At 43.7% G+C, this 20802-nt stretch carries 27 protein-coding genes and 6 pseudogenes; 20 read left to right on the top strand and 13 right to left on the bottom strand.

Translation table 11 applies throughout. From position 1 onward, the window contains the following. Positions 1-2 precede the first annotated feature (2 nt). Positions 3-1256, bottom strand: coding sequence for a M48 family metallopeptidase (locus DXE37_RS02930; protein ID WP_114637520.1), 1254 nt, complete (start codon positions 1254-1256; stop codon positions 3-5). A 15-nt stretch (positions 1257-1271) separates the two neighbouring features. On the opposite strand from DXE37_RS02930, the gene orn reads away from it, so the two are divergent. Next, positions 1272-1859, top strand: coding sequence for an oligoribonuclease (orn, locus tag DXE37_RS02935; protein WP_114636528.1), 588 nt, complete (start codon positions 1272-1274; stop codon positions 1857-1859). A 44-nt stretch (positions 1860-1903) separates the two neighbouring features. Here orn and mog read toward each other — a convergent pair. Beyond that, positions 1904-2527, bottom strand: a pseudogene (gene mog, locus DXE37_RS02940) (molybdopterin adenylyltransferase). A gap of 71 nt (positions 2528-2598) precedes the next feature. On the opposite strand from mog, the gene pmbA reads away from it, so the two are divergent. The 4 genes and pseudogenes from pmbA (at position 2599) to DXE37_RS11180 (ending at position 5949) form a co-directional block, all read left to right on the top strand. Next, a complete protein-coding gene (pmbA, locus tag DXE37_RS02945) occupies positions 2599-3900 on the top strand; it encodes a metalloprotease PmbA (RefSeq protein WP_415067105.1) in 1302 nt (433 codons plus the stop codon). A 33-nt stretch (positions 3901-3933) separates the two neighbouring features. Then, positions 3934-5020, top strand: a pseudogene (locus DXE37_RS02950) (TRAP transporter substrate-binding protein). A 165-nt stretch (positions 5021-5185) separates the two neighbouring features. Next, positions 5186-5449: a hypothetical protein gene (locus tag DXE37_RS11175; protein ID WP_197713060.1), complete on the top strand. Its 264-nt coding sequence runs from the start codon at positions 5186-5188 to the stop codon at positions 5447-5449. Between the two features lie 32 nt (positions 5450-5481). Continuing rightward, positions 5482-5949: a sulfite exporter TauE/SafE family protein gene (locus tag DXE37_RS11180; RefSeq protein ID WP_231971352.1), complete on the top strand. Its 468-nt coding sequence runs from the start codon at positions 5482-5484 to the stop codon at positions 5947-5949. Between the two features lie 26 nt (positions 5950-5975). On the opposite strand, the gene DXE37_RS02960 is transcribed toward DXE37_RS11180, so the two are convergent. Continuing rightward, positions 5976-6638: an alpha/beta hydrolase gene (locus DXE37_RS02960; protein ID WP_114636530.1), complete on the bottom strand. Its 663-nt coding sequence runs from the start codon at positions 6636-6638 to the stop codon at positions 5976-5978. Between the two features lie 88 nt (positions 6639-6726). Then, complete coding sequence (locus DXE37_RS02965) at positions 6727-7242, bottom strand: hypothetical protein (protein WP_231971007.1); 516 nt, start codon at positions 7240-7242, stop codon at positions 6727-6729. 182 nt (positions 7243-7424) lie between these two features. Between DXE37_RS02965 and DXE37_RS02970 the strand changes: the two genes are divergently transcribed. Both DXE37_RS02970 and DXE37_RS02975 read left to right on the top strand, forming a co-directional pair. Next, positions 7425-8651: a dicarboxylate/amino acid:cation symporter gene (locus DXE37_RS02970; protein WP_114636532.1), complete on the top strand. Its 1227-nt coding sequence runs from the start codon at positions 7425-7427 to the stop codon at positions 8649-8651. An 84-nt stretch (positions 8652-8735) separates the two neighbouring features. Beyond that, positions 8736-8963 carry a hypothetical protein gene (locus DXE37_RS02975; protein ID WP_114636533.1) on the top strand — a complete coding sequence of 76 codons (228 nt, stop codon included), beginning with the start codon at positions 8736-8738 and terminating at the stop codon, positions 8961-8963. An 803-nt stretch (positions 8964-9766) separates the two neighbouring features. Here the strand turns inward: DXE37_RS02975 and DXE37_RS02985 are convergent. After that, positions 9767-10117, bottom strand: coding sequence for an HNH endonuclease (locus tag DXE37_RS02985; RefSeq protein WP_174221029.1), 351 nt, complete (start codon positions 10115-10117; stop codon positions 9767-9769). A gap of 75 nt (positions 10118-10192) precedes the next feature. On the opposite strand from DXE37_RS02985, the gene DXE37_RS14225 reads away from it, so the two are divergent. The 6 genes and pseudogenes from DXE37_RS14225 to DXE37_RS03005 all read left to right on the top strand — a co-directional run bounded on the left by DXE37_RS14225 (position 10193) and on the right by DXE37_RS03005 (position 12557). After that, entirely contained in the window at positions 10193-10360 is a 168-nt protein-coding gene (locus DXE37_RS14225; protein WP_231971008.1) for a TIGR03643 family protein, read from the top strand. 28 nt (positions 10361-10388) lie between these two features. Next, positions 10389-10463: pseudogene (locus DXE37_RS14230) on the top strand (TIGR03643 family protein); the annotation flags it as partial. Positions 10464-10507: 44 nt separating this feature from the next. After that, on the top strand, positions 10508-10657 hold the full coding sequence (locus DXE37_RS13325) for a hypothetical protein (RefSeq protein WP_269460271.1): 150 nt from the start codon (positions 10508-10510) through the stop codon (positions 10655-10657). Continuing rightward, a pseudogene (locus DXE37_RS02995) lies at positions 10633-11849 on the top strand (cryptochrome/photolyase family protein). Before DXE37_RS13325 ends, DXE37_RS02995 begins: the two are co-directional and overlap by 25 nt. A 155-nt stretch (positions 11850-12004) precedes the next feature. Continuing rightward, complete coding sequence (locus tag DXE37_RS03000; protein ID WP_114636535.1) at positions 12005-12232, top strand: DUF2256 domain-containing protein; 228 nt, start codon at positions 12005-12007, stop codon at positions 12230-12232. A gap of 25 nt (positions 12233-12257) precedes the next feature. Further along, positions 12258-12557, top strand: coding sequence for a hypothetical protein (locus tag DXE37_RS03005; protein ID WP_114636536.1), 300 nt, complete (start codon positions 12258-12260; stop codon positions 12555-12557). Between the two features lie 71 nt (positions 12558-12628). Here DXE37_RS03005 and DXE37_RS03010 read toward each other — a convergent pair whose 3' ends face one another. From DXE37_RS03010 to DXE37_RS13895, 5 genes and pseudogenes are all read right to left on the bottom strand, one after another. Continuing rightward, the gene (locus DXE37_RS03010; RefSeq protein WP_114636537.1) at positions 12629-12835 is read right to left on the bottom strand and encodes a Rap1a/Tai family immunity protein; all 207 of its coding nucleotides are present in this window, start codon (positions 12833-12835) and stop codon (positions 12629-12631) included. A gap of 3 nt (positions 12836-12838) precedes the next feature. Continuing rightward, positions 12839-12991: a hypothetical protein gene (locus tag DXE37_RS12200; protein ID WP_231971012.1), complete on the bottom strand. Its 153-nt coding sequence runs from the start codon at positions 12989-12991 to the stop codon at positions 12839-12841. Between the two features lie 62 nt (positions 12992-13053). Next, positions 13054-14174 (bottom strand): annotated as a pseudogene (locus DXE37_RS03015) (DUF3300 domain-containing protein). Between the two features lie 172 nt (positions 14175-14346). Further along, a complete protein-coding gene (locus DXE37_RS03025) occupies positions 14347-14646 on the bottom strand; it encodes a hypothetical protein (protein ID WP_114636540.1) in 300 nt (99 codons plus the stop codon). Further along, complete coding sequence (locus DXE37_RS13895) at positions 14637-14930, bottom strand: hypothetical protein (RefSeq protein ID WP_331852107.1); 294 nt, start codon at positions 14928-14930, stop codon at positions 14637-14639. The genes DXE37_RS03025 and DXE37_RS13895 overlap by 10 nt, the downstream gene beginning before the upstream one ends. A 257-nt stretch (positions 14931-15187) precedes the next feature. Between DXE37_RS13895 and DXE37_RS03035 the strand changes: the two genes are divergently transcribed. Beyond that, the gene (locus DXE37_RS03035; RefSeq protein ID WP_197713062.1) at positions 15188-15700 is read left to right on the top strand and encodes a glutathione S-transferase N-terminal domain-containing protein; all 513 of its coding nucleotides are present in this window, start codon (positions 15188-15190) and stop codon (positions 15698-15700) included. Positions 15701-15840: 140 nt separating this feature from the next. Next, complete coding sequence (locus tag DXE37_RS03040) at positions 15841-16170, top strand: DMT family transporter (RefSeq protein WP_114636542.1); 330 nt, start codon at positions 15841-15843, stop codon at positions 16168-16170. 33 nt (positions 16171-16203) lie between these two features. On the opposite strand, the gene DXE37_RS03045 is transcribed toward DXE37_RS03040, so the two are convergent. The 3 genes from DXE37_RS03045 to DXE37_RS12210 form a co-directional block, all read right to left on the bottom strand. Continuing rightward, a complete protein-coding gene (locus DXE37_RS03045) occupies positions 16204-17172 on the bottom strand; it encodes a sodium-dependent bicarbonate transport family permease (protein ID WP_114636543.1) in 969 nt (322 codons plus the stop codon). Positions 17173-17237: 65 nt separating this feature from the next. Further along, entirely contained in the window at positions 17238-17639 is a 402-nt protein-coding gene (locus DXE37_RS12205) for a LysR substrate-binding domain-containing protein (RefSeq protein WP_231971014.1), read from the bottom strand. 70 nt (positions 17640-17709) lie between these two features. Then, positions 17710-18120: a LysR family transcriptional regulator gene (locus DXE37_RS12210; RefSeq protein WP_231971015.1), complete on the bottom strand. Its 411-nt coding sequence runs from the start codon at positions 18118-18120 to the stop codon at positions 17710-17712. Positions 18121-18251: 131 nt separating this feature from the next. Here DXE37_RS12210 and DXE37_RS03055 point away from each other — a divergent pair, with 131 nt between their 5' ends. The 5 genes and pseudogenes from DXE37_RS03055 to DXE37_RS03070 all read left to right on the top strand — a co-directional run bounded on the left by DXE37_RS03055 (position 18252) and on the right by DXE37_RS03070 (position 20801). After that, positions 18252-19040, top strand: a complete 789-nt coding sequence (locus tag DXE37_RS03055) for a TerC family protein (protein ID WP_114636544.1) — start codon at positions 18252-18254, stop codon at positions 19038-19040. After that, positions 19012-19209 carry a hypothetical protein gene (locus tag DXE37_RS10710; protein WP_162786143.1) on the top strand — a complete coding sequence of 66 codons (198 nt, stop codon included), beginning with the start codon at positions 19012-19014 and terminating at the stop codon, positions 19207-19209. Before DXE37_RS03055 ends, DXE37_RS10710 begins: the two co-directional genes overlap by 29 nt. Positions 19210-19287: 78 nt before the next feature. Next, positions 19288-19518: pseudogene (locus tag DXE37_RS03060) on the top strand (universal stress protein); the annotation flags it as partial. Positions 19519-19677: 159 nt separating this feature from the next. Next, the gene (locus DXE37_RS03065; RefSeq protein ID WP_114636546.1) at positions 19678-19899 is read left to right on the top strand and encodes a hypothetical protein; all 222 of its coding nucleotides are present in this window, start codon (positions 19678-19680) and stop codon (positions 19897-19899) included. Positions 19900-20306: 407 nt separating this feature from the next. Next, positions 20307-20801 carry a TolC family protein gene (locus tag DXE37_RS03070; protein ID WP_162786144.1) on the top strand — a complete coding sequence of 165 codons (495 nt, stop codon included), beginning with the start codon at positions 20307-20309 and terminating at the stop codon, positions 20799-20801. The last annotated feature ends 1 nt before the right edge of the window (position 20802 follow it).

Genomic DNA, 20802 nt, shown 5'->3' on the forward strand with positions numbered 1-20802 from the left:
CGTTAGGTGCTAAATCGCTTCAAGTTGGTAATGCGTAAAGGTGCTGGTGGATGTGAGCTATAGAAAGCGGTATAGATGGGATCGGGCGTCAGTGTTGAAGCATTGTCTTGATAAAGTTTGACTAACGCAGTAATTAAGTCTTTGGCTGAAGATTTTTCTGCAGCAAAGCCATCAGCCTCATATTCATGTTTACGAGATGCGATGCTTGAAAGCGGGGTGAAGAAAAAGCTAAACACAGGCGAGACCAACATAAACAGAGCTAAAGCAAGACCACCGTTGTAGCCATTGAGATTAGGCATGACACCTAAATCCGTGTAAAACCAAGCCTTGGTGCTAACCCATCCTAAGAGGGCAAACGTGCCAAAACTCAAGGCAAATGAGACCAGTAGGCGCTTACGAATATGCTTGCATTTAAAGTGGCCGAGTTCATGGGCCAGTACCGCTTCTACTTCACCAGGATTTAGTTTTTCAATTAAGGTATCAAAAAATACAATGCGCTTCGCTTTTCCCATGCCAGCAAAAAAGGCGTTTCCATGCGCACTCCGTTTACTACCGTTCATCACAAACAATCCCTGCCTCGCAAAATCACAACGGGCAAGCAGTGCTTCAATTTGTGTTTTTAATGGGCCATCTTCTAGAGCTTGAAATTTATTAAAGAGCGGAGCGATAAAGGTGGGGAAGATCCACTGCATCAATAGGCTAAAGACCGTCAAAACCACCCAAGCCCACAACCACCATAAGTCTCCTGCTTTAGCCATTAAAGTCAAAATGACCCATAGCAGCGGGATTCCGATGGCGCCACCAACGGACATACTTTTAAACATATCTGAGAAGAATAGCTTTTTCCCCATACGATTAAAACCAAAGCGCTCTTCCAAGTGGAACTGTTTATACCAAGAGAAAGGAGTATCAATCACTCCTGAGATGATTACTATCGAAACAAGTAAGGCGATTTGTTGGGCAATCCCTTCCCCCAATAATTGCAGTAACGTCATGTTGAGGATCTGTAAGCCACTCAATAAAGTGAAGCCAATTAAAATGATGGCGCTGACCCCATTTTCTAAAATACCTAGTTTTAATTTTGCGATGGTGTAATCAGCCGCTTTTTGATGCTCTGCAGGGGTTACCTTTTCAGCGAATTCTGCTGGAACGGAGTCGCGATGTTGAGCAACATACCGAATTTGACGTTGGGAGAGCCAGTGGCGTAAGCCAAAGCTGGCAATAAAAGCGATTAAGAAAACAATTGTGAATGTCATGAGATCATTATAGATATGAGCGAGCAAACTAACACAGCAGTAACCAAGGTGGCGCCAGCCAATGAACACCTTATTTGGGTGGATATGGAGATGTCTGGGCTAGATCCCGAAAAGGAGCGGATTCTAGAAATCGCCATTATTGTTACTGATGCCCATCTCAATACTATCGCTACAGCCCCGGTTTGGGTGGTGCATCAAGACGATGCCGTTTTAGATGCAATGGATGCATGGAATAACGGTACACATGGTCGCTCAGGCTTAATTGATAAGGTGAAAGCATCCACTTCAGATGAGCAAGCGGTTGAGGCGGAATGTATTGCGTTTCTGAAAAAATACATTAAGGCTGGCATTGCGCCAATGTGCGGAAATACGATCGGACAAGATAGACGTTTTATGGCGAAATATATGCCCAAGCTAGAAGCCTATTTTCATTATCGAAACATTGATGTATCTACCTTGAAGGAGCTTTGCAAGCGCTGGCACCCTGAATTGGTGAAAGGTTTTACAAAGAAACAAGCTCACACAGCTTTGGCTGATATTGAGGAATCTATAGAAGAGCTTAAGTATTACCGTGAAAAATTTATTGTGCCTCTGCCACAGTAGAAAAAAGGTCTGCATTGCAGACCTTTTTATAGATTCAAACCTGATTATTTTTTAATTGCGCTCTTGGGTCTAAAGGCTTTAATGATTGCTTCATCGGTCTCAATATAAGGGCCGCCAATCAAGTCAATGCAGTAGGGTACTGCAGCAAAGATGCCTGGAACTAGCAATTTTCCATCTGCGTCCTTAAGGCCTTCTAAAGTCTCAGCAATGGCTTTGGGTTGTCCGGGCAAATTGATCACTAGAGCTGCATGATCCTCAATTTCTCTGAGGACAGCGGTTTGTCTAGACAGGATCGCGGTAGGTACAAAATTTAGGCTAATTTGACACATTTGCTCGCCAAAACCAGGCATTTCACGTGTCTCGGCGTCACGGGTAGCCTCGGTGTTACGTCTCTTCTAGAAGGGCCTGTGCCGCCTGTAGTAAGCACTAGGTCGCAACCTAACTCATCCACCAGCTCTACAATCGTCTCGCAGATGATTTCAGATTCATCAAGCAATGAGTCTTTCGTGAAAGACGCAGGGGTTACTAATGGCTTTTTGGAGCCAGCTTTGTAAGGCGGGAATACCTTCGTCTTGGTAGACGCCTTTGCTGGCGCGATCGGATACCGAAATCAGGCCAATTTTGATTTCATTAGGGCTATTACGCTTTAGGGCTTCTGTATGCTTCATGTTTCCATTCTAGTTATTATTAGGGTATGTTTACATACACATCTCACCAGTTTCAAGAAATCATCGATTTCATGCTTAAAGAGGCCAAAAAAAAGGGTGCCTCAGATGCTGTGGCAGAAGTTTCCGAAGGCCAAGGTCTCTCCGTTACGGTTCGTAAAGGTGAAGTAGAGACGATTGAACAAAGTTTAGATAAGCAGGTAGGGGTTACCTTATTTTTGGGCCACCACCGCGGTAATGCTAGTACCAGTGATTTTTCTAAAGAGTCATTAAAGGCAACTGTTGATGCTGCCTATCACATCGCCCAACACACAGCAGAAGATCTTTGTGCTGGTCCTGCAGAAGCAGAGCTTTTAGAAAAAAATCCTTTGGATTTAGATTTGTTTCATCCCTGGAATATCGATGCAGCACATGCGGTACAAATTGCACGCATTGCTGAAGGCTCCGCATTTGCTGTGAGCAAACAAATTCAGAATAGCGATGGCGCATCTGTCTCTGCGCATCATGCGCATTTCATGATGGGAACTTCTAATGGATTTATGGGTGGGTATCCTTTTTCTCGCCACTATATTTCTTGCGCACCAATTGCAAGTGAGGGCGGTAAGAGTGCGCGTATGCAACGTGATGATTGGTATTCCAGTTCTCGTATTCCAGAAGAGTTGGCGGATCCTTCTGCTATAGGTAAATATGCTGCCCAACGAGCTCTATCACGTTTAAAAGCAAGATCTTTGACTACGCGCCGTTGCCCCGTCATTTTCGAAGCTCCTTTAGCAGCAGGTTTGTTGGGAGGTTTAGTGCAAGCGGTCTCGGGCGGAGCTTTATATCGCCGTTCTAGCTTTTTGCTAGACAGTTTGGGTAAGCAGGTTTTACCAAAACACGTCAGCTTGTTTGAAAACCCACATCTCAAGTCTATGACAGGAAGCGCACCATTCGATGAAGAGGGTGTGAAAACTTTTGCAAGAACGGTGGTGGATAAGGGAATACTGGAAGGTTATTTTTTATCTACTTACTCTGCTCGCAAGCTAGGTATGAAAACTACTGGTAACGCTGGCGGGTCTCATCACCTGACATTGCAAAGTAAGAAAACGCCAAAGGGCGGCTTATCCGCTTTATTGAAAGAGATGGGCACTGGATTATTGGTAACTGAGTTAATGGGTCAAGGAGTGAATTACGTAACGGGGGATTACTCTCGCGGAGCGTTTGGATACTGGGTTGAGAATGGAGAAATTCAATACCCAGTGGAAGAGGTAACCATTGCTGGTAATTTACGCGACATGCTTATGGATATTCAATTGATTGGTAGTGATACATTAATACGCGGTACAAAAGAAACGGGCTCAATACTGCTTGGCTCAATGACGATTGGCGGAAAATAAAAGCCTACTAATGGTTTTAAGGGGGATGGTGAGATGCAAAGACGTTCATTTTTAAAGAAAGCGAGACTATTGGCGCAAGTGCTGCAGTTATAGCGGCACCATCGATTGCACAAAGCCTACCAACCCTGAATTGGCGACTTGTTTCAAGTTCCCCCAAATCATTGGATACCTTATTTGGCACTCCTGAGGTATTTGCTAATTCCCTGCGCAAGGCTACGGATGGCAAATTTAATGTCAAAGTCTTTGCTGCTGGAGAAGTAGTCCCAGCACTTCAGGTATTAGATGCTGTGCAAAACGGTACGGTAGAGTGTGGTCATACTGCAAGCTACTACTATCTTAGAAAAATAGTGCGTTTATTTTTGATACGGCTGCGCCATTCTGGCTGACTGCACGTCAACAATCTGCCTGGATGCTCCATGGTAATGGCATGAAATTAATGCGCGAACTGTATGCGAGCTATAACATCGTCAACCTCTTGGGCGGTCAAACTGGTACGCAAATGGGCGGCTGGTTTCGTAAGGAAATCAAATCACCAGAGGATTTCAGGGGTTTGAAATTTCGTATCGCTGGATTTGCGCGGGTCAGGTGCTAGCTAAGTTAGGTGTTGTGCCGCAACAGCTTCCTGCTGGAGAGATTTATTCTGCTCTTGAAAAAAGGGGCAATTGATGCAGCAGAATTCGTTGGACCTTATGACGATGAGAAGTTGGGTCTAGCCAAGGTTGCAAAAAATTATTACTATCCCGCCTTTTGAGAAGGCGCAGCTGGCCTTTCATTTTTAGTCAATAAAAAGCAATGGGAATCACTGCCTCCTTCTTATCAGGCCGCATGGGAAGCTACTTGTTTTGAGGCGTATACAGATATGTGCGCTAAATATGACGCGCTTAATCCTCCTGCGTTGCAGCGCCTTATTCAAAATGGCGCAGTGCTGCGTAAATTTAATACTTCCGTGATGGACGCCTGCTTTAAAGCTAGCCAAGATACCTATGCTGAGGAGTCTGCAAAGAACCCGCAGTTTAAAAAGATTTTTGATGACTATCGCGCCTTTAGAAACATGGAAGCCCAATGGTTTAATGTGGCTGAACAAGCTTTTGCTCAATACAGCTTTAATAAGAAACTTTGAGAATACAAATTCTGAATCAAGGGGCCCTATGTGGGGCCCTTTTTATTGGAAAAATAGTCCATGAGGCATAGGTCATCGCTACCAAAAAAGATATTGGGATGGCTTGCAATAGACTTTATCGGTTTGTCGCCTACTTATTTCTTCATTGCTTGGTAAGATCGCTGAATGTTTGATCCACTTGTATCTCCATTTAATCCAATCTTTTCACGCGCATTCTTTAACTTTTTTATATGCGCGGTATTGAGTGTTTTCATTGTTGGTGTTTCTAAAAGTGGATTTGGGGCTGGGCTCGGCATTCTTTCTCTGCCTTTAATGGCCAGTCAATCTAGCATTAATGAAGCATTGGCTATCTTATTGCCACTCCTCATTGCGATTGATTTGGTAAGTATGCGTCGATTTTTATACGCAATGCTGATTGGCGCATTCTGAAGTTGATCACTCCACCCGCAATTCTTGGACTTTTGCTGGGAATGATTTTCTTTACTGCAATTACGCCTAAGATATTAACGCTATCGATTGGTATTTTTACGCTACTGTTTTTGATTCAGAATCTGGCTATGTCACATATGGATCTGAAGGAAACTAAGTCTTACCCTTGGCTTGGGCGCATTATGGGTTTTTCAGGATTCACCTCATTTGTTGCCCATATTGGCGGGCCTCCCATTATGGTATACATGTTGAGGGGAAAATTACTGCCTATGGTCTATACATCTACCTTAGGTGTCTTTTTCACCATGATCAATTTTGGAAAGCTAGGTCCTTATGCTTATCTTGATCTATTGAATTACAAGCAATTTGCAACGTCAATGATCTTATTGCCTTGTGTTCCTGCTGGGGTTTACTCTGGCTTTTACATCGCCAAAAGAATCTCGATGAAGTGGTACTACCGAACCGTGAGATTCTTTTTGTTAGTTGCGAGCATTAATTAATAGCAGGCGGACTGATGTAATCTTTATCAAGCGATTAGTACTTCTTTTAAAAAACGAGATATATCCACAAGCTCTTCGTGATTTACAGAATGCTCCATAGGATACTCATTCCACTCTACGGGGTGCCCCATTTTTTCTAGCAATGCATAAGACGCTTGTGCGCGATCAATAGTGACCACTGGATCAGAGGTGCCATGAGCCATAAAAATGGGTATCTTTGCATTGGCAGAATATTTTTCGGTATTCGCCATCATCGCAAGGGGTAAATAGCCAGAGAGGGCAATAATGCCGGCAAGTTGGTGGGGGAAGCGCAAGCCAATATGTAAAGCCATTGCACACCCTTGTGAAAATCCTGCCAAGACAATCTTGTCGTAGGCAATGCCACGATTGGCTTCTTTATTGATTAGCTCGACAATTGAGGCGGCAGATTTCTGAATGCCTAAAACATCCTCTTGGTCCATTAGGTTTCTGCCGATGATGTCGTACCAGGCGGGCATGACATAGCCCCCATTGACGGTGACAGGCATGCTTGGCGCACTTGGAAATATAAAGCGAATGCCGGGACATCCTGTCAGGTTTAACTCTGGAATAATGGGCACGAAATCATTGCCGTCAGCACCAAGGCCGTGTAGCCAAATTACTGCTGCAGTTGGATTTGGATTCGTTTCTAATTCAATGCATGGGAGCATAGCAATCTTCTTTATAGTAGGTTGAGTCAAGATTATCGGCTCATATAAGCTTCTTCGTTATAGGTTGATACCCATTGGGGTCTAAATATCAGGAGTGTCGCCAAGAGCATTTCTGATAAGGAGCCTTCCATAAAGGCAATAATAATGAGGCCAAGCGCCATCCTTCAAAATCGAGTTGGCTAGTTGCTCTAACCGCCAATTGAATGAGTAGTAAGAATGCTCCCGACAAAATAACGCTTATAAAGGCTGCTACATATCCATTTCCAAGAATGAGAACGAATAGGTGTTTTGGAATAAAGCGCTGAATGATCTGAATGGATAGGTAAGCAAATATCGTGGGTAGGACGCACACCATGAGGTAGTGCTGTGAGGCTTCTGCAGAATTTCCCTGGATGACATAGACACCAAGGAATGCCACTGGAAAAAGAATAGAGAGCGCAATTGCAGGGCCAAACATTGCGGTTAGCAAAGAGGCGCCATAAAACTTTCCGGTGGCCTGACCCGGTAGGGTTGGCGAGATATTCCAGGCAATAACAAGAAAGAGGATGGCGTCTGGGCCAAGCCAGGTTAATGGCGCTTGTGTAAAAGCGCGAGGGGGCTGCAATACAGCGCTCCCAAAAAAATCACCACTGCTAGACCAAGCCACATCATATTGTCTCTGACCCCTGGGGTAAATGAATGACTCAGTCTAACCAAAATGGCGATAAAGCCCATCGGCACTTTCACTAGGAGGGCTGAATAACTGGGTAGAATCTCTCATTCCATCCCATTTTTTATAGGCCCTGCATGAACTCTAAAAAACTAACGAACTTGATATTGGGGGCGATGGTCTTGGGGGTCATGGTTGGATACCTTGTAAATCTGTATGGTGCGGGATCCACTTTTCCATCAGTATGTGATTTAATCTCCATCTTGGCGGATGTCTTTCTGCGCTTGATCAAAATGATTATTGCGCCATTGGTATTTGCCACTCTAGTAGTTGGTATTGCCAAAATGGGCGATGCCTCGACTATTGGTCGAGTGGGTTTAAAGACCTTTGCATGGTTTATCTCCATGTCTTTTGTGTCTCTATTGTTGGGTCTGGTGATGGTCAATATCTTGCAACCCGGCATTGGAGTGGAGTTAACCCTGCCAGAGGTTGCAGCAAGTACGGGTTTAAATAAAGCTGGCCTCAATCTTTCTGAGTTCGTAAGGCATATTTTCCCCATCAGCATCTTTGATGCCATGGCTAAAAATGAAATCTTGCAGATCGTTGTGTTTGCTGTCTTCTTTGGCGTTGGTGCCGCCGGTATGGGTGAGCGCGCTGACGAGTTCATTCGTAACTTAGATATGCTGTCGCACATCATGCTAAAGATCACTACTGCAGTCATGAAACTAGCTCCAGTTGCGGTGTTTTCTGCGGTGTCATCTGTGATTGCTGAGAACGGTATCAGCATATTGATCACCTACGGCAAATTTATGTTGAGCTTTTACGCGGCCATTGCCACGCTTTGGGTAGTCATTATTTTGATCAGTTCACTAGTTCTTAAAAATCGCACTTGGCGCTTGGTAAAAATGCTGCGTGAGCCGGCTTTGCTTGCATTTACTACCGCAAGTTCCGAAGCTGCGTATCCAATGACTTTAGAAAGGGTGGAGCGTTTTGGCTGCAAAAATAAAATTGCCTCTTTTGTTTTGCCAGTGGGCTATTCATTTAATTTAGATGGTTCGATGATGTATTGCACATTTGCTGCAATCTTTATTGCTCAGGTGTATGGCGTGCAAATGGAGTTAAGTCAGCAACTCTTAATGTTATTGGTTTTAATGATTACCTCTAAAGGAATTGCAGGAGTTCCCCGCGCCTCACTGGTAGTGATTGCTGCGACTTTGTCTCAATTCAACCTGCCGGAAGCCGGCGTTTTATTGATTTTTGGAGTTGATCATTTCTTGGATATGGCACGTTCCGCAACCAATGTGTTGGGTAATGGTCTGGCTACAGCTGTCATATCGAAGTGGGAAGGTGAGCTAGAGAGTTAGTAAATGTCCTTAATTGGTTCTCTTGATGGCATTCTCGGGTGTATATTGTTTTTTCATCACTTGATCTAGATGGAGAGGGTTGTAATGAAGCCGTTTTATATCGACTACCCACAAGAAAAAATCGAAGAACATCAGCATGCCTATCGATGCCTTCACTGCAAGATTCCCACCACTATCATTTTTGGCTTGCTAGAAAATCATGCGGAAGACTGCTCTTATCGAATTCATCAGAGTAAATGGACCCAATTAGAGGTAAAGCTGAAACCACGCAAAGAGCATTTTGATGAACTCCATGTCGACGAGGTGGGCTAATGACAACATATCCAATTGCTTTGGAATTGACGGTTTGGATGGATCTAGGGCTAAATCAGTATGAAGTGACGATCGATGAAGTTTCTAAGATTTCGATCAAGCGGACTGATGATGTGTTTCACACTAGAGACCTCACCAGGAATGAGGTAAGCCACCTTAGTTGCTGCCATTGAATCGCTGAGAGTTCCGGTTAGCGAGGATACAAGTACATCAATTAATAAGGCCTCCTCAAGTTATGAGCTGATTGTCGAGTCTGCCCATTTCTCTTTGGAGTTCAATTGGGAGGATGTTGATCTTCAAGGGATTAATTCAAAATCCTTTGAGTCAGTTGTGGCGCTAAAGACGGTAGTTGAGAGTTTGGATTTGGATCACTGAAAGCCAAATTTAGGCTTCCAACACAATAAATTCCCCTCGGGTTACTCTCTCTAAATTGGAAGAAGGAAAAAAGCGCCTTAATTCTCTTGGTGTTAATCACCTCAATTTTTCCATCTGGCGTCAGGTTGGCAAGATAGTCTCCCTCAGGAAATAGGGCTTCCGGAATATTTTCGGTCTCGAGTATTTGGGCTGGTAATACCAAGCTCTTTGTAATTTTGGTACGCATGGCTTATATTAAGTTTCAATTATTAGAAGCGCTTTTCCATTTGCACAACTTCGTAGTTGCGTGCACCAAAGAGGGGTTTTAGAGGGGCCGCCCAAATAAGTCGCTAAAATGGCAGGCAGGAAAGCTATTTCAAAGCTCTATTGACCATTTATTGCACTTAAGCGGTGCAGATTCATCTAGAGATTAGAAAAATTTCAGAAGTTTATTTAGCCGACTTTAATCGAGAGCTCTTGCGGGTTTTCTCATAAAACGCATCCGGTTTTGATGCTACCCATCGAATAAATTTCCTCATCTCAGGATGCTCTCTCAAGATTTCGGCATGGTGATATTGGTTTGCCAATTCCGTTTCGGTGAAAAGAGCATGAATTTGCTTGTGGCAAATCCGGTGAAGATATTCGGTAATTTTTCCACCCTTAGACTTGGGGATAAGGTGATGGGCATCCTTCTGTGAATCAGGAATGGGTCGATCACAAATAGGGCAAATCCATTTAGCGGCCTGTCGATTGACTGGTGGATGCAAAGTAATCAGTTTTTGGCGAATTTTGCCAATCATAAATAGATTGAGATTTGCCTTGAGGGAATAGAGTGGTCTCAAGCTAGTTTATTGAATAAGTCTTAAACTTGCAGGGTGCCAAAGTTAACCCCCAAAAATCTTGCTGAACCCGATTTATCTCGCCTCATTGAGATGGCTTGGGAGGATCGAACACCATTTGATGCGATTGAGAAAAACTTTGGACTGGGCGAGCCTCAAGTAATTGCCATCATGAGAAGAGAGCTTAAGCGCAGTTCATTTTGAGCTATGGCGAAAAAAGGTTACCGGAAGAGCTACAAAGCATGTTGCCTTGCGAAGCGATGATGTATCTCGGGCTTATTGCCCAAGTCAATATAAAAATAAATGAAACATCCTGAGCGCTTTATTCTGATCTTAGGAGATCAGCTCGATTTGCGTTCCTCAGCTTTGAAAGGATTTGATCCGCAAAAAGATGAAATCATGATGGTTGAGTCTGCCAATGAGGCCCAATACGTCTCTGGTCTCATAAAGCCAAAATTGCATTATTTCTATCGGCTATGCGCCACTTTGCGAGTGAGCTAGAAAAGCTTGAGTACCCGCTTACCTATATCAAAAACTCTCCGTTATCGATTGTGGAGGCGCTCAAAGAGCAAATTTTGCGACGAAATATAAAGTGCTTAGTTTGCATCGAACCTGGAGAGTGGCGCTTAAAGCAGTCGATTGAAGCCTTGTCAAAAGAACTTGGTATCGATTGGAAATGCTTAAAGATGAACATTTTTATTGTTTACGTAAAGAATTTGTTGAGTGGGCTGCCAATAAAAAAGAATTTAGGCTGGAATACTTTTATCGCTTAATGCGCAAGACGCATCAGATTTTGATAGGGAGTAATGGCGAGCCTGTAGGTGGTCAGTGGAACTTTGATCAAGATAATCGCAAGCCTTACCCTAAAAAGGGTCCCGGAATCATTGATGCCCCAATGTATTTTGAGACAGACGAAATTACCCAAGAGGTGTTAGATTTTGTTTCCAAGACTTATCCAGATTACCCTGGTTCACTAGAGTCCTTTCATTGGCCTGTTAGTCGTGAGCAAGCCCTCAAAGCACTGGATTATTTTGTCGAATATCGTTTGAGAAATTTTGGCGTTTATCAAGATGCTATGTGGACTGATACTCCGTTTGGTTGGCACTCCATACTTTCAAGTTCCTTGAATCTGAAATTGCTGAATCCTCGCGAGGTTGTAGATGCTGTTTTAGTGGCTTGGAAAAAATATTCCTTAGATCTTTCCACGGTAGAGAGATTTATTCGACAAATATTGGGATGGCGTGAGTTTGTTCGAGGGATGTATTTCCTCGATATGCCGCAGATGGCTGAAGATAACTATTACAAGCATGACCGCCCATTACCAAGATGGTATTGGACTGGCCATACGAACATGTCCTGCATGCAGGATGCGATTGGTCAAACATTGAAATATGGCTATGCTCATCATATTCAGCGTTTAATGGTGACTGGTAACTTTGCGCTCTTGGCGGAGATATTGCCACAGGCAGTTTGTGAATGGTATTTGGCAATTTATGTAGATGCAATTGAATGGGTTGAGTTGCCTAATACTGCGGGTATGGCCCTATTTGCAAATGGTGGCAGATTTACGAGCAAGCCCTATATTGCTAGTGGTGCATACATTAAACGTATGAGTAACTATTGCAACTCTTGTAAATATAAGCCTGACGTTCGTTATGGCAAAGAGGTATGCCCCATCACTACCTTATATTAGAATTTCCTGATTAAGCACCGTGAGCAATTTGAATCTAGCCCAAGAACACGATTGATGACAGCAAACCTCAAGAGAATTAGTGACGAAGATCAAAAAGAGATTGTGGTGCATGCAAAAAACTTCTGAATGACCTTGATGTACTTTGAGGAGTTGATGTGAAAAATACATTTAAGGGTAATAAAAGTTTTTTACCAATTAAGATCTGTGTTGTGTGCAAAAAAGAAATGACTTGGCGAAAGTCCTGGGCTAAAAATTGGGAATCCGTTAAATATTGCTCGGATACGTGCAGGAGTAAAAACCTTCCTAGTGAGCACCGAAAAAGTATTTTCATCAAATCCTGTCAACCTCCCCAAAAGCTGATCCGTTATGTAAGAAAGCGCTGAAATCCTTTAAGACTAGGAGGTCTGCATGAAAAAGATACTGGTTAGCCTGCTTGCAGACGCCATGCTTGTAGGGGTGGCTTCATCCACTAGCGCGCATGGTGGTTGGCGTGGCGGCTATGGTGGATATGGGGGTCATGTGGTGGGTGGCGTGGCGGTTGGGTTCCGTTTGCTGTGGGGGCAGTTGCTGGCGTTGCTGTTGCTAATGCATATAACAGGCCTGCACCTTACTATTACACGCCTCAAACAGCCTTTTTGCCCTGAAAACGGACTCTACTATCCTCAAATGCAAGCTTGCCCTAGTGGCTGGCAAAGAGTGAACTACTAAGTTAAAAAATCTAGATCACTCTAAAAAATAAGGCCACCGAGAAGTGGCCTTATATGTGATTGCTATTTCAATTACTTAGTAGTTTTTCCGCACGGGAATCTGCCAGCTAAAAACCGAAGAATAGTATCTGCTGCTGGCTCAGTAGCATATTTGGAATTTGCTTCTGCCCAGTTAACGTACTCCTGAATAATTTCTTTGCGTGTTGGCGCTGGTTGATTTACGCAAATGAATTCAGGGGCTGTTTTAGGACGGCGAGTAACCAAATAGGTGTCATACACTGCTTAGCCATAAATCTCGCAAGTAATAAAAGTGCCGTTTGTACCTTTGCAATCCTGTAATAGTTCTTGAGTGCTGATCATATTTGCTGCATGGGAACCAGTTGAAAATCCTAAAACTAGGGTGCTTAATGCCATTAATAGAATTTGCTTTTTCATGCTTAATCTTTCGTAATTATTTTATTCGTGAATGAGAAATAGGGTTTTCTTAGCGTCTGCCTCTAAAGCCACCGCCGCCACCAAAGTGTTCGCCGCCAGAGCGGGCACCACCACCGAACCGATCGCCGCCCGCCGTTGAATTTGGCACCACGCGCATCACCAAAGCCGCTGGAATCATTTCTGAAATTGCTTTGTCTGTCTCCACCGCTGCGATTATTTAAATCGCGGCTGCCAGAGCGATCGTTTTGTCCAAAACTGCGATCACCGCCATTACGATTGCCGTCACGATTTCCATAATTGCCGCGATCATCGCCATTGAGGCCATTGCGTTGCATGTTTTGGCGGAGTTGATCGCGTTCAGCATCGCGATTGAGGTTGCTGCCCCCACCCATATTGGCATTACGACGCTGTGCATCAGCTTGCCAGTTGCTTGTTCCGCTACGTGAACCCCCGTTCCAATTGTTATTGGTCGTGCGATTGAAATTATTAAAGGTGTTGTTGACGGTCAGTGAGCCTCCGCCACCACCCCAACCACCACCCCAGTGGCAACCACCCCATAGTGCTACACCAACTGCCATGCCAACTCCGAATGAAAGTAAGGCTGTACCCGCTATATATCCTGGAGGATAGTAAGCGGCGGGTGGGTATGCAGGATATGGCCATGCACCATAGACCACGCTTGGGTTATAGGAAGGTACATAAACGACTTGTGGATTGGCGGGTTGAATAACGATGGTTTCACTCGATCCAAATCCCTGAGTAGTGACTGTTTGCTGCGCATTGGATTGCAGGGCGCCTGATGCCTTTGCTTTAGCACGTAATGCCTGAATCGCTGCCATCGTATCGGATTGTTGAGCTAGTACGGCATTGCCTAAATTTTGAGTCCAGCTTAATTGGGAGCCCATCATCTCCAGCACAGGAGGGAAGGAAGTCAAAGACTTCACGCTAGGATCCCAGTTTTGTTGCTGCAATGCATTGCTTAAAGCATCACCTTTGAGGTTGCTGTTGGACTTAATCCAGTTCGAGGCTTCGGCAACCTAAGAGGGTAGGTAGAAGCCATCAGGACTTGTGAGACTAATGGAACTGGATATAGAGCAATTGGTGCAACCAGCGCTTCTAATTGCGCTTGGGATTGCTTGCTTGCCTGAGCTTGCCCGCTATTTTGAGCGTAAGACACTGGCACAACCGCTGGCAAGCTAAGCGCGGTGACCAGTAATCCAGCTAGTAATCGGGAGGGAATTCCCTGTTTTTTTGGGTGCCAACATTAGAAATGTCCTTCTGAATGAATAGAGAAAATATTCTACTCAATTTAGAAGGAATGACTGAGGATTTATAGAAACTGGAGATGCAGGCATTTAAAGGCGGGTTTTAGGTTTTTGCCCAAATAAGACGGTTTTATAGCACTCTAAAAAGGCATCGTTATTGGCGGATTGTTTGCTGCAATACATTGGAACGGAGAGGGCACGTCTGTATAGTTCAATGCGATTAATTTTTTCGGGTGCGGGGAGGCTTTCAAATAAAGCCCCACGTTTACGTAAATATTCGTTATTGAATCCAGTCACTCCAAACTGCAACATTTCAGAGTCAGTTAGTTTGTAAGTCTGTTTAGTTTGATGTGCGAGCATGACATCAATCAAACCATTTTTTATACCCATTGCTGATAAATATTGATGAGCTTCACTATTAAAGCCACTAATGAGTTAGTAAGACTTTGTGACGATTCAATTTCTTTGAGGATTTCACCGTTACGATTTGTAAGGGTCAATCTTCCGGCATGAACACCAACTGTGCCGCTATTCGCTGCCCGAACTACGCCACTCGTCAGAATAAATACGCAAGCACTTTCGCATTGACCGATAACAAATATCTGCGCGCTTTCACGACGTAATAATCGTCCGACCTTCATCGCTGCTTGGCCATCACCTCCTGGGCTATTCATTAATACGATTAGCCCACCAGGAATGGGATCCTGATTTGTCCAGCCAGATAAATTCCGTTCAATTTGATTAAGGGTATTTGCCGTAATGATCCCGTCGATTCGCAGGATACGCGAAGCCACTGCAGGGGAGGCTGCAAAGATGTTTTGGCTAAACCAAAAAATAAGAAATAGAAAAGCAGAATGCTTCATGAGGGTTTATCTGATGATGAATTTTCGTATAGTATGCATTGGATCACCTCGAGACTAATTAATTACGCATGATGTCAATTTTGTATTCTTATAGACGCTGCCCCTATGCTATGCGTGCACGTTTGGCATTGCAGTATGCGGGTATTGAGGTAGAGCATCGAGAGATTGAATTGCGCAACAAGCCTCAGTCCATGCTCCAACTATCTCCAAAGGGAACGGTTCCGGTACTCTGTCTGAAGGATTTAGTTCTTGAGCAAAGCATTGATATTATGCGCTGGGCCTTGGAGCAATCTGATCCAGAGGGCTGGGATGATATTGATGAATCTATTGCTCAAGTTTGGATTGAGAAAAATGATGGGCCATTTAAGGTTCTATTGGATCAATATAAATATCCCGAAAGACATCCCGATCTTCAGCAAGAGGAAATATTGCTTCGTGCATGCAAACTCATGCTTGAGCCAATTGAAGATACTTTGCGTTCTTCTAAGTACTTACTACAAAACAAGATGTCATGGGTAGATGCAGCCATATTCCCATTTATCCGGCAATTTTCAAAAGTGGATCCAATCAGATTTGAGTAATTACCCTTTGTTGCTACTAAACAATGGTTGAATCAGCATTTAGAGTCCCAGTTATTTCAAGCGGTTATGGTCAAGCATCCAGTTTGGAAAGATTGATCCTGGAAGCGTTGCTATAAATATTTTCAAATAAAGGAATCATCATGGCTTGGGTAATATTAGGTTTTGCAATTATCACGGAGGTGATTGCAACTACAGCGTTAAGGCATACCGAGGGCTTCACTAGGATAATCCCCACAGCCATTACGCTGTTGGGATACGGATTATCCTTCTTTGCTTTATCCAGAATTCTGAATGACATTCCCCTGGCTATTACTTATGCCGTGTGGTCAGGCGCCGGAATATCACTAGTCGCAATTATTGGATGGTTGTGGCTTGGGCAAAAATTAGACGCTGGTGCTTTAGTTGGTATTGGCCTCATCATTGCAGGCGCCATTGTCATTAATCTTTTTTTAAGTTCAGTAGCGCATTAATCCGGCTGCTACCTAGATGCGTCCCATGATGGGTTACAGGAATTTTGTGGCAATCATGGTGTAAAGCGGTATGCCGAAAATGATGTTGAATGGAAATGTAATTCCCAGAGACATTCCCATATAGAGAGCTGGATTGACTTCAGGAAGGGCATGGCGAAGCGCTGCAGGCACAGCAATATAGGATGCGCTTGATGCTAGTACCATTAACAAAATGGTGTTACCTAAGGGCAGCCCGATTAATTTGCAAAGCATTAAAGCTAATAATGCGTGTGAAAGGGGCGAGCCAATGGCATATAGCAGAGCAATAGGCGGCTTGCCCTTTAAGCCACTGAAGTTCCTGGCTGCCATCAATCCCATATCGAGCAGGAAGAAAGAGAGCATCCCTTTAAATAGATCAATAGAAAAAGGGGCCATCAACTTCTGTCCAGCATCGCCGCTTACTAGAGCTACTAACATCGATCCTAGCAAAAGAAGCTGGGCCCCATCAGTAAAGGACTCATGCAATATTTTTCCAATGCCAGCCGGCTGGTGTTTAACTAGGGGGTCAGACTGCATTGTGGCTCTTGCCTTATTGGCTAATACGATGGCAAGAATGATGGCTGGTGATTCCATAAGCGCCATTGCCGCCGCCATATGACCACCATAGGCAATGCTGAATTGATCTAAATATTGAGTCGCAGTGATAAAGGTTACTGCGCTAACTGATCCATATGTTGCTGCAATAGCAGCGGCGTCAAATGCGCTCAATTTTTTTCTTAGGATTGAATAAGCAATGATGGGAATAATGATGGCTAAAAATACGGCCAATCCCAGAGAGAGGGCAATCTCATTTGTAAACCCAGACTTATGCAGCGCAAAGCCACCCTTAAGACCAAGAGCCATCAACAAATAGAGCGATAAAAACCGAGAAATTTGCGGTGGAATTTCAAGGTTGGACTTGACCGATCCGGCAAATACCCCAAAGATAAAAAACAGAATGGCGGGATCTAGGAAATTAGTCATAAATCCATTCTATGCGTTGCTGGTAAATTATTCTTACCCACACTCTTTTTAAGTTTATAAAGTGATTACTGCTGAATGATTGCTTGGACTAAGGGGTGTTGAATCTTTTTGTCATGGCGAATGGCATAAAAGTATTCATAAATTCCGTTACAGTTTCCCAATAACTCAATACCGTATGTATCCTTCAGGTCTTTCTCAATAAGCTTTCCAGCAGGAAAGATTCCAAGTCCACTGGTAGCAAAGGTTTTGAGTAAAGCACTATCTTCAAATTCTCCTACAATATTAGGTGTGATGTCATGTTTAACTAGCCACTGGTCAATTAATTGACGCACCGTAGAGTGTGTTGTTGGTATTAGGATGGGGAGTGCGTTAAGACATTCTGGAATCGTTCCCTTTACTTTTTTCAAGAGTTGCTTCGGTGCGTACCAGGCAATGGTTGTCTTGGTTAAGACTTCGCTATTATACATGGAGATTTTTATTATTGGGTGCGGGTCGGGTCAGCCAGAATGATGTCAAGGCGGTGCAAGGCTAGGTCTGCTAGTAAATCATCAAACTCACCCTCGTGAACAATGAGTTGCACGTCCTTGTTGTTTCAGAATTGGCTCTAGTAATTGTCTTGTCACTAGCTTTGGGAGGCCAATCCGAAACACCTATAGTAATTTTTATCTTTGGAGATTTAGCGGCATCACGCACAGCTTCTGGGAGTCTCTCTCCAATCGAGAAGACCTGATCAGCAATTCCTAGAGCGGCAAAGCCTGATTCCGTTAGTGCAATCCCCCGTCCAGCGGGTTTGAAGAGCATATAGCCAAGTGACTTTTCTAATTCATGCACTTGAGAGCTGATAGTTTGAATTGCCATATCTAGCCTGTCAGCCGCCTTAGACATGCTACCTTCTTTGGCGACTACCCAGAAATAGTAAAGATGACGATAGTTGTAGGAGTTAGTCATATTCAGTTTTTTCGAAATTAATATCAATATATATCTGCTTTTAGCTAAGCACAAATACGCCTAAAGTAGCCCCACAGAAAGTCATGTCATTCATGATTTCCCATTAACAAAGATAAGTAGAGGTTGATCAATTGGAACTATTTAGCCCTGAGTTTTTTTCGGCATTACTTGCGATTGTCGTTATTGATTTGGTTTTGGCTGGTGACAATGCCATTGTGATTGCGATGGCCGCAAGAAATTTGCCGTCCCATCTTCAAAAGAAAGCCATTGTTTTGGGCGCAGTCGGTGCGATTGCAGTAAGAAGTGCAATGACATTGGCCGTGGTGTATTTGCTGAAGATCCCAAGTTTAATGTTAATCGGTGGCTTGCTGTTGATCTGGAGTGCTTACAAGTTTTTAACTCCTGAAAAAGAGGGCGGTGGCAATCATGATCATGCTTCCACCAGTTTTTGGGGAGCAATGAAGACGATTGTGATTGCTGATGCAGTGATGGGTCTAGATAACGTCTTGGCAGTTGCTGGTGCTTCTCATGGAAGTTATGTGTTGGTAGTTTTAGGTTTGTTAATCAGTATTCCAGTCGTCATTTGGGGTTCAGCCCAAACTCTGAAGCTAGTAGAGCGATTCCCATCTATTACTTACTTGGGTGCTGGAGTGCTTGCATGGACTGCAGCCAAGATGATGATTGGTGAACCAGTAGTGCGGGACTTGCAAATCTTCCAAAGCCCAGCATTGGAATATGCCCTCCAAGCCATTGTTGTTCTAGGCGTTCTATTTGGCGGGTTTGTGAAGAGCAGATTGGCGCATGAGGAGACCTTGGCGATTGTCTCTGCGAAGCCGATGGCCTCAGATATGTTGTCTAACCAGCAGTTTAATCATGTAGGAGATAAAGCAAATGACTCAAATTCTTGTGCCGGTCAATGAATCCAGTAATCCTTTAATGGCCTTAAAGCATGCTCTGAATGTTTATGGAAAAGGTAGTGTGGCGTCCATTACCACTTATGCAATGTTCAGCCTGCCGTATATCGACACATTGGAAAATTCTTTAGTAAAAATATCATTAGCGACTGGCAATCCGAGCGCGCAAAATTAGCTGCTAAAGATGCCGCAGACTTTTTGGAAAAGTCAGGAGTCAGCTTCTCTTTCTCTTGTTTGGTAGGGGGACAAAGGCGAGGCCATACGAGATAAGGCGCACCGTCTAGGATGCGATCGCATTGTGCTTGGTACGTCAAAGAAAAATACCCTGAGCCGTTTATTTGAGAATTCAACAACAGCCAAATTACTCGAAATCAGCGATATTCCGGTAGAGGTAGTTACTGGGGAGTCTGTATCAACATTGGAGCGCTGGGGTATCCCTGCGATTGGCGCTGTAACCGCTCTTTTGGCAGCTGTTATCGATTAGTTTTACATCCTGTGGTTCTCTTACGCGCCCTCAATCAGAGGGCATTTTTTTATCCTAATATTCAGTAAATTACTGAATTAATTTCAATTAATATCTGCTTTATTAAGAATAATAATCCTTCTATATTGATCCTAAGATGTTCTAAAAAGGAGAGTAAATATGGATGTCATCTTAGACCCTAAAGAATTAGATGAACCAGAGTTAAAGACGTTTACCGAGAATCGCGTGAAGTGCTCACTCAAGCGTCTCTTCTGGTTGGTGCGGAAGATTAAAGTGAGGTATTCATTGGTTCCTCATTCCAATACAGCATGCAATCAAAATTGTTTGATTGAGTTTCAAACATTTGATCATCGGCAGATTGAGGTCAGTGTGACCGCATGAGATAAGAGAACTGCTCTTGATATGGGCTTAGAAAAGGTTTATAAGCATGTGCAAAAGATTTTTCACAAGGCTCAAAAGTATGGGAGATTATCAAGACAAGTTCATGCTTGACATGAAATTCTTCAATAAAACATAACCATGATCTAACTAGATTAATAAACGGGGAGTAGCCTGCCCAGCAATGGGTCCCATATATCGTCATTACGACTATCCAGTCCGGTATATGGGTAATCAGTTAGGGCAAGACCATTTAAATTTTTAAATAAATGGTCAATTTGATTACTTTACACAGATCCCCTCATTCAGGCATTGGTTTTTGCTTATCCGCCCTAAATTGGGGAGGTAAGTTTTTATTTTGTTTTAAATATTGGGATAATCTGGACTTAACACATTTAAACTCAATGCACATGAAGTTGCATCGCTGGTTAGCGCTAGTTACGATCGGTAGTGGTATTGCTACCAATGTATTTGCGCAATCTCAAAAACCCTACACCATCAATGAGCTGATTTCCATTACGCTTGAATCAAGTCCTCAAGCATTAGCTGCGCGTGCTCAATCTAAAGCGATTAAAGGTCAACTTTCCACGGCACGTGCAATTCCCAATCCAGAATTTGAAATCGGTACTGGTCAACAGCGCTCCGTCACTGGACCGCTCACTGTGGGTAACGTCTCCTCATGGTCGGTGACTCAACTTTTGGATATGCCTTACACCCGCTTTCCTAGAGTGAACGCAGCTGAAGCGAACTATCGTTCAGCTGAGGCAACCCGTGTCGCCTTTGAGGTGGAAACGATTTCAAAAGTTCAAGCACAGCGTTTTTATGAATTAATGCGCCGTGAGGCCGAAGCAAAAGCTTCTGAAGAGGATTTGAGCTTAACCAAGCAAATTCGAGATCGGATGTAGG

This window comes from Polynucleobacter necessarius, assembly GCF_900095205.1.
GTDB classification, from domain to species: domain Bacteria; phylum Pseudomonadota; class Gammaproteobacteria; order Burkholderiales; family Burkholderiaceae; genus Polynucleobacter; species Polynucleobacter necessarius_E.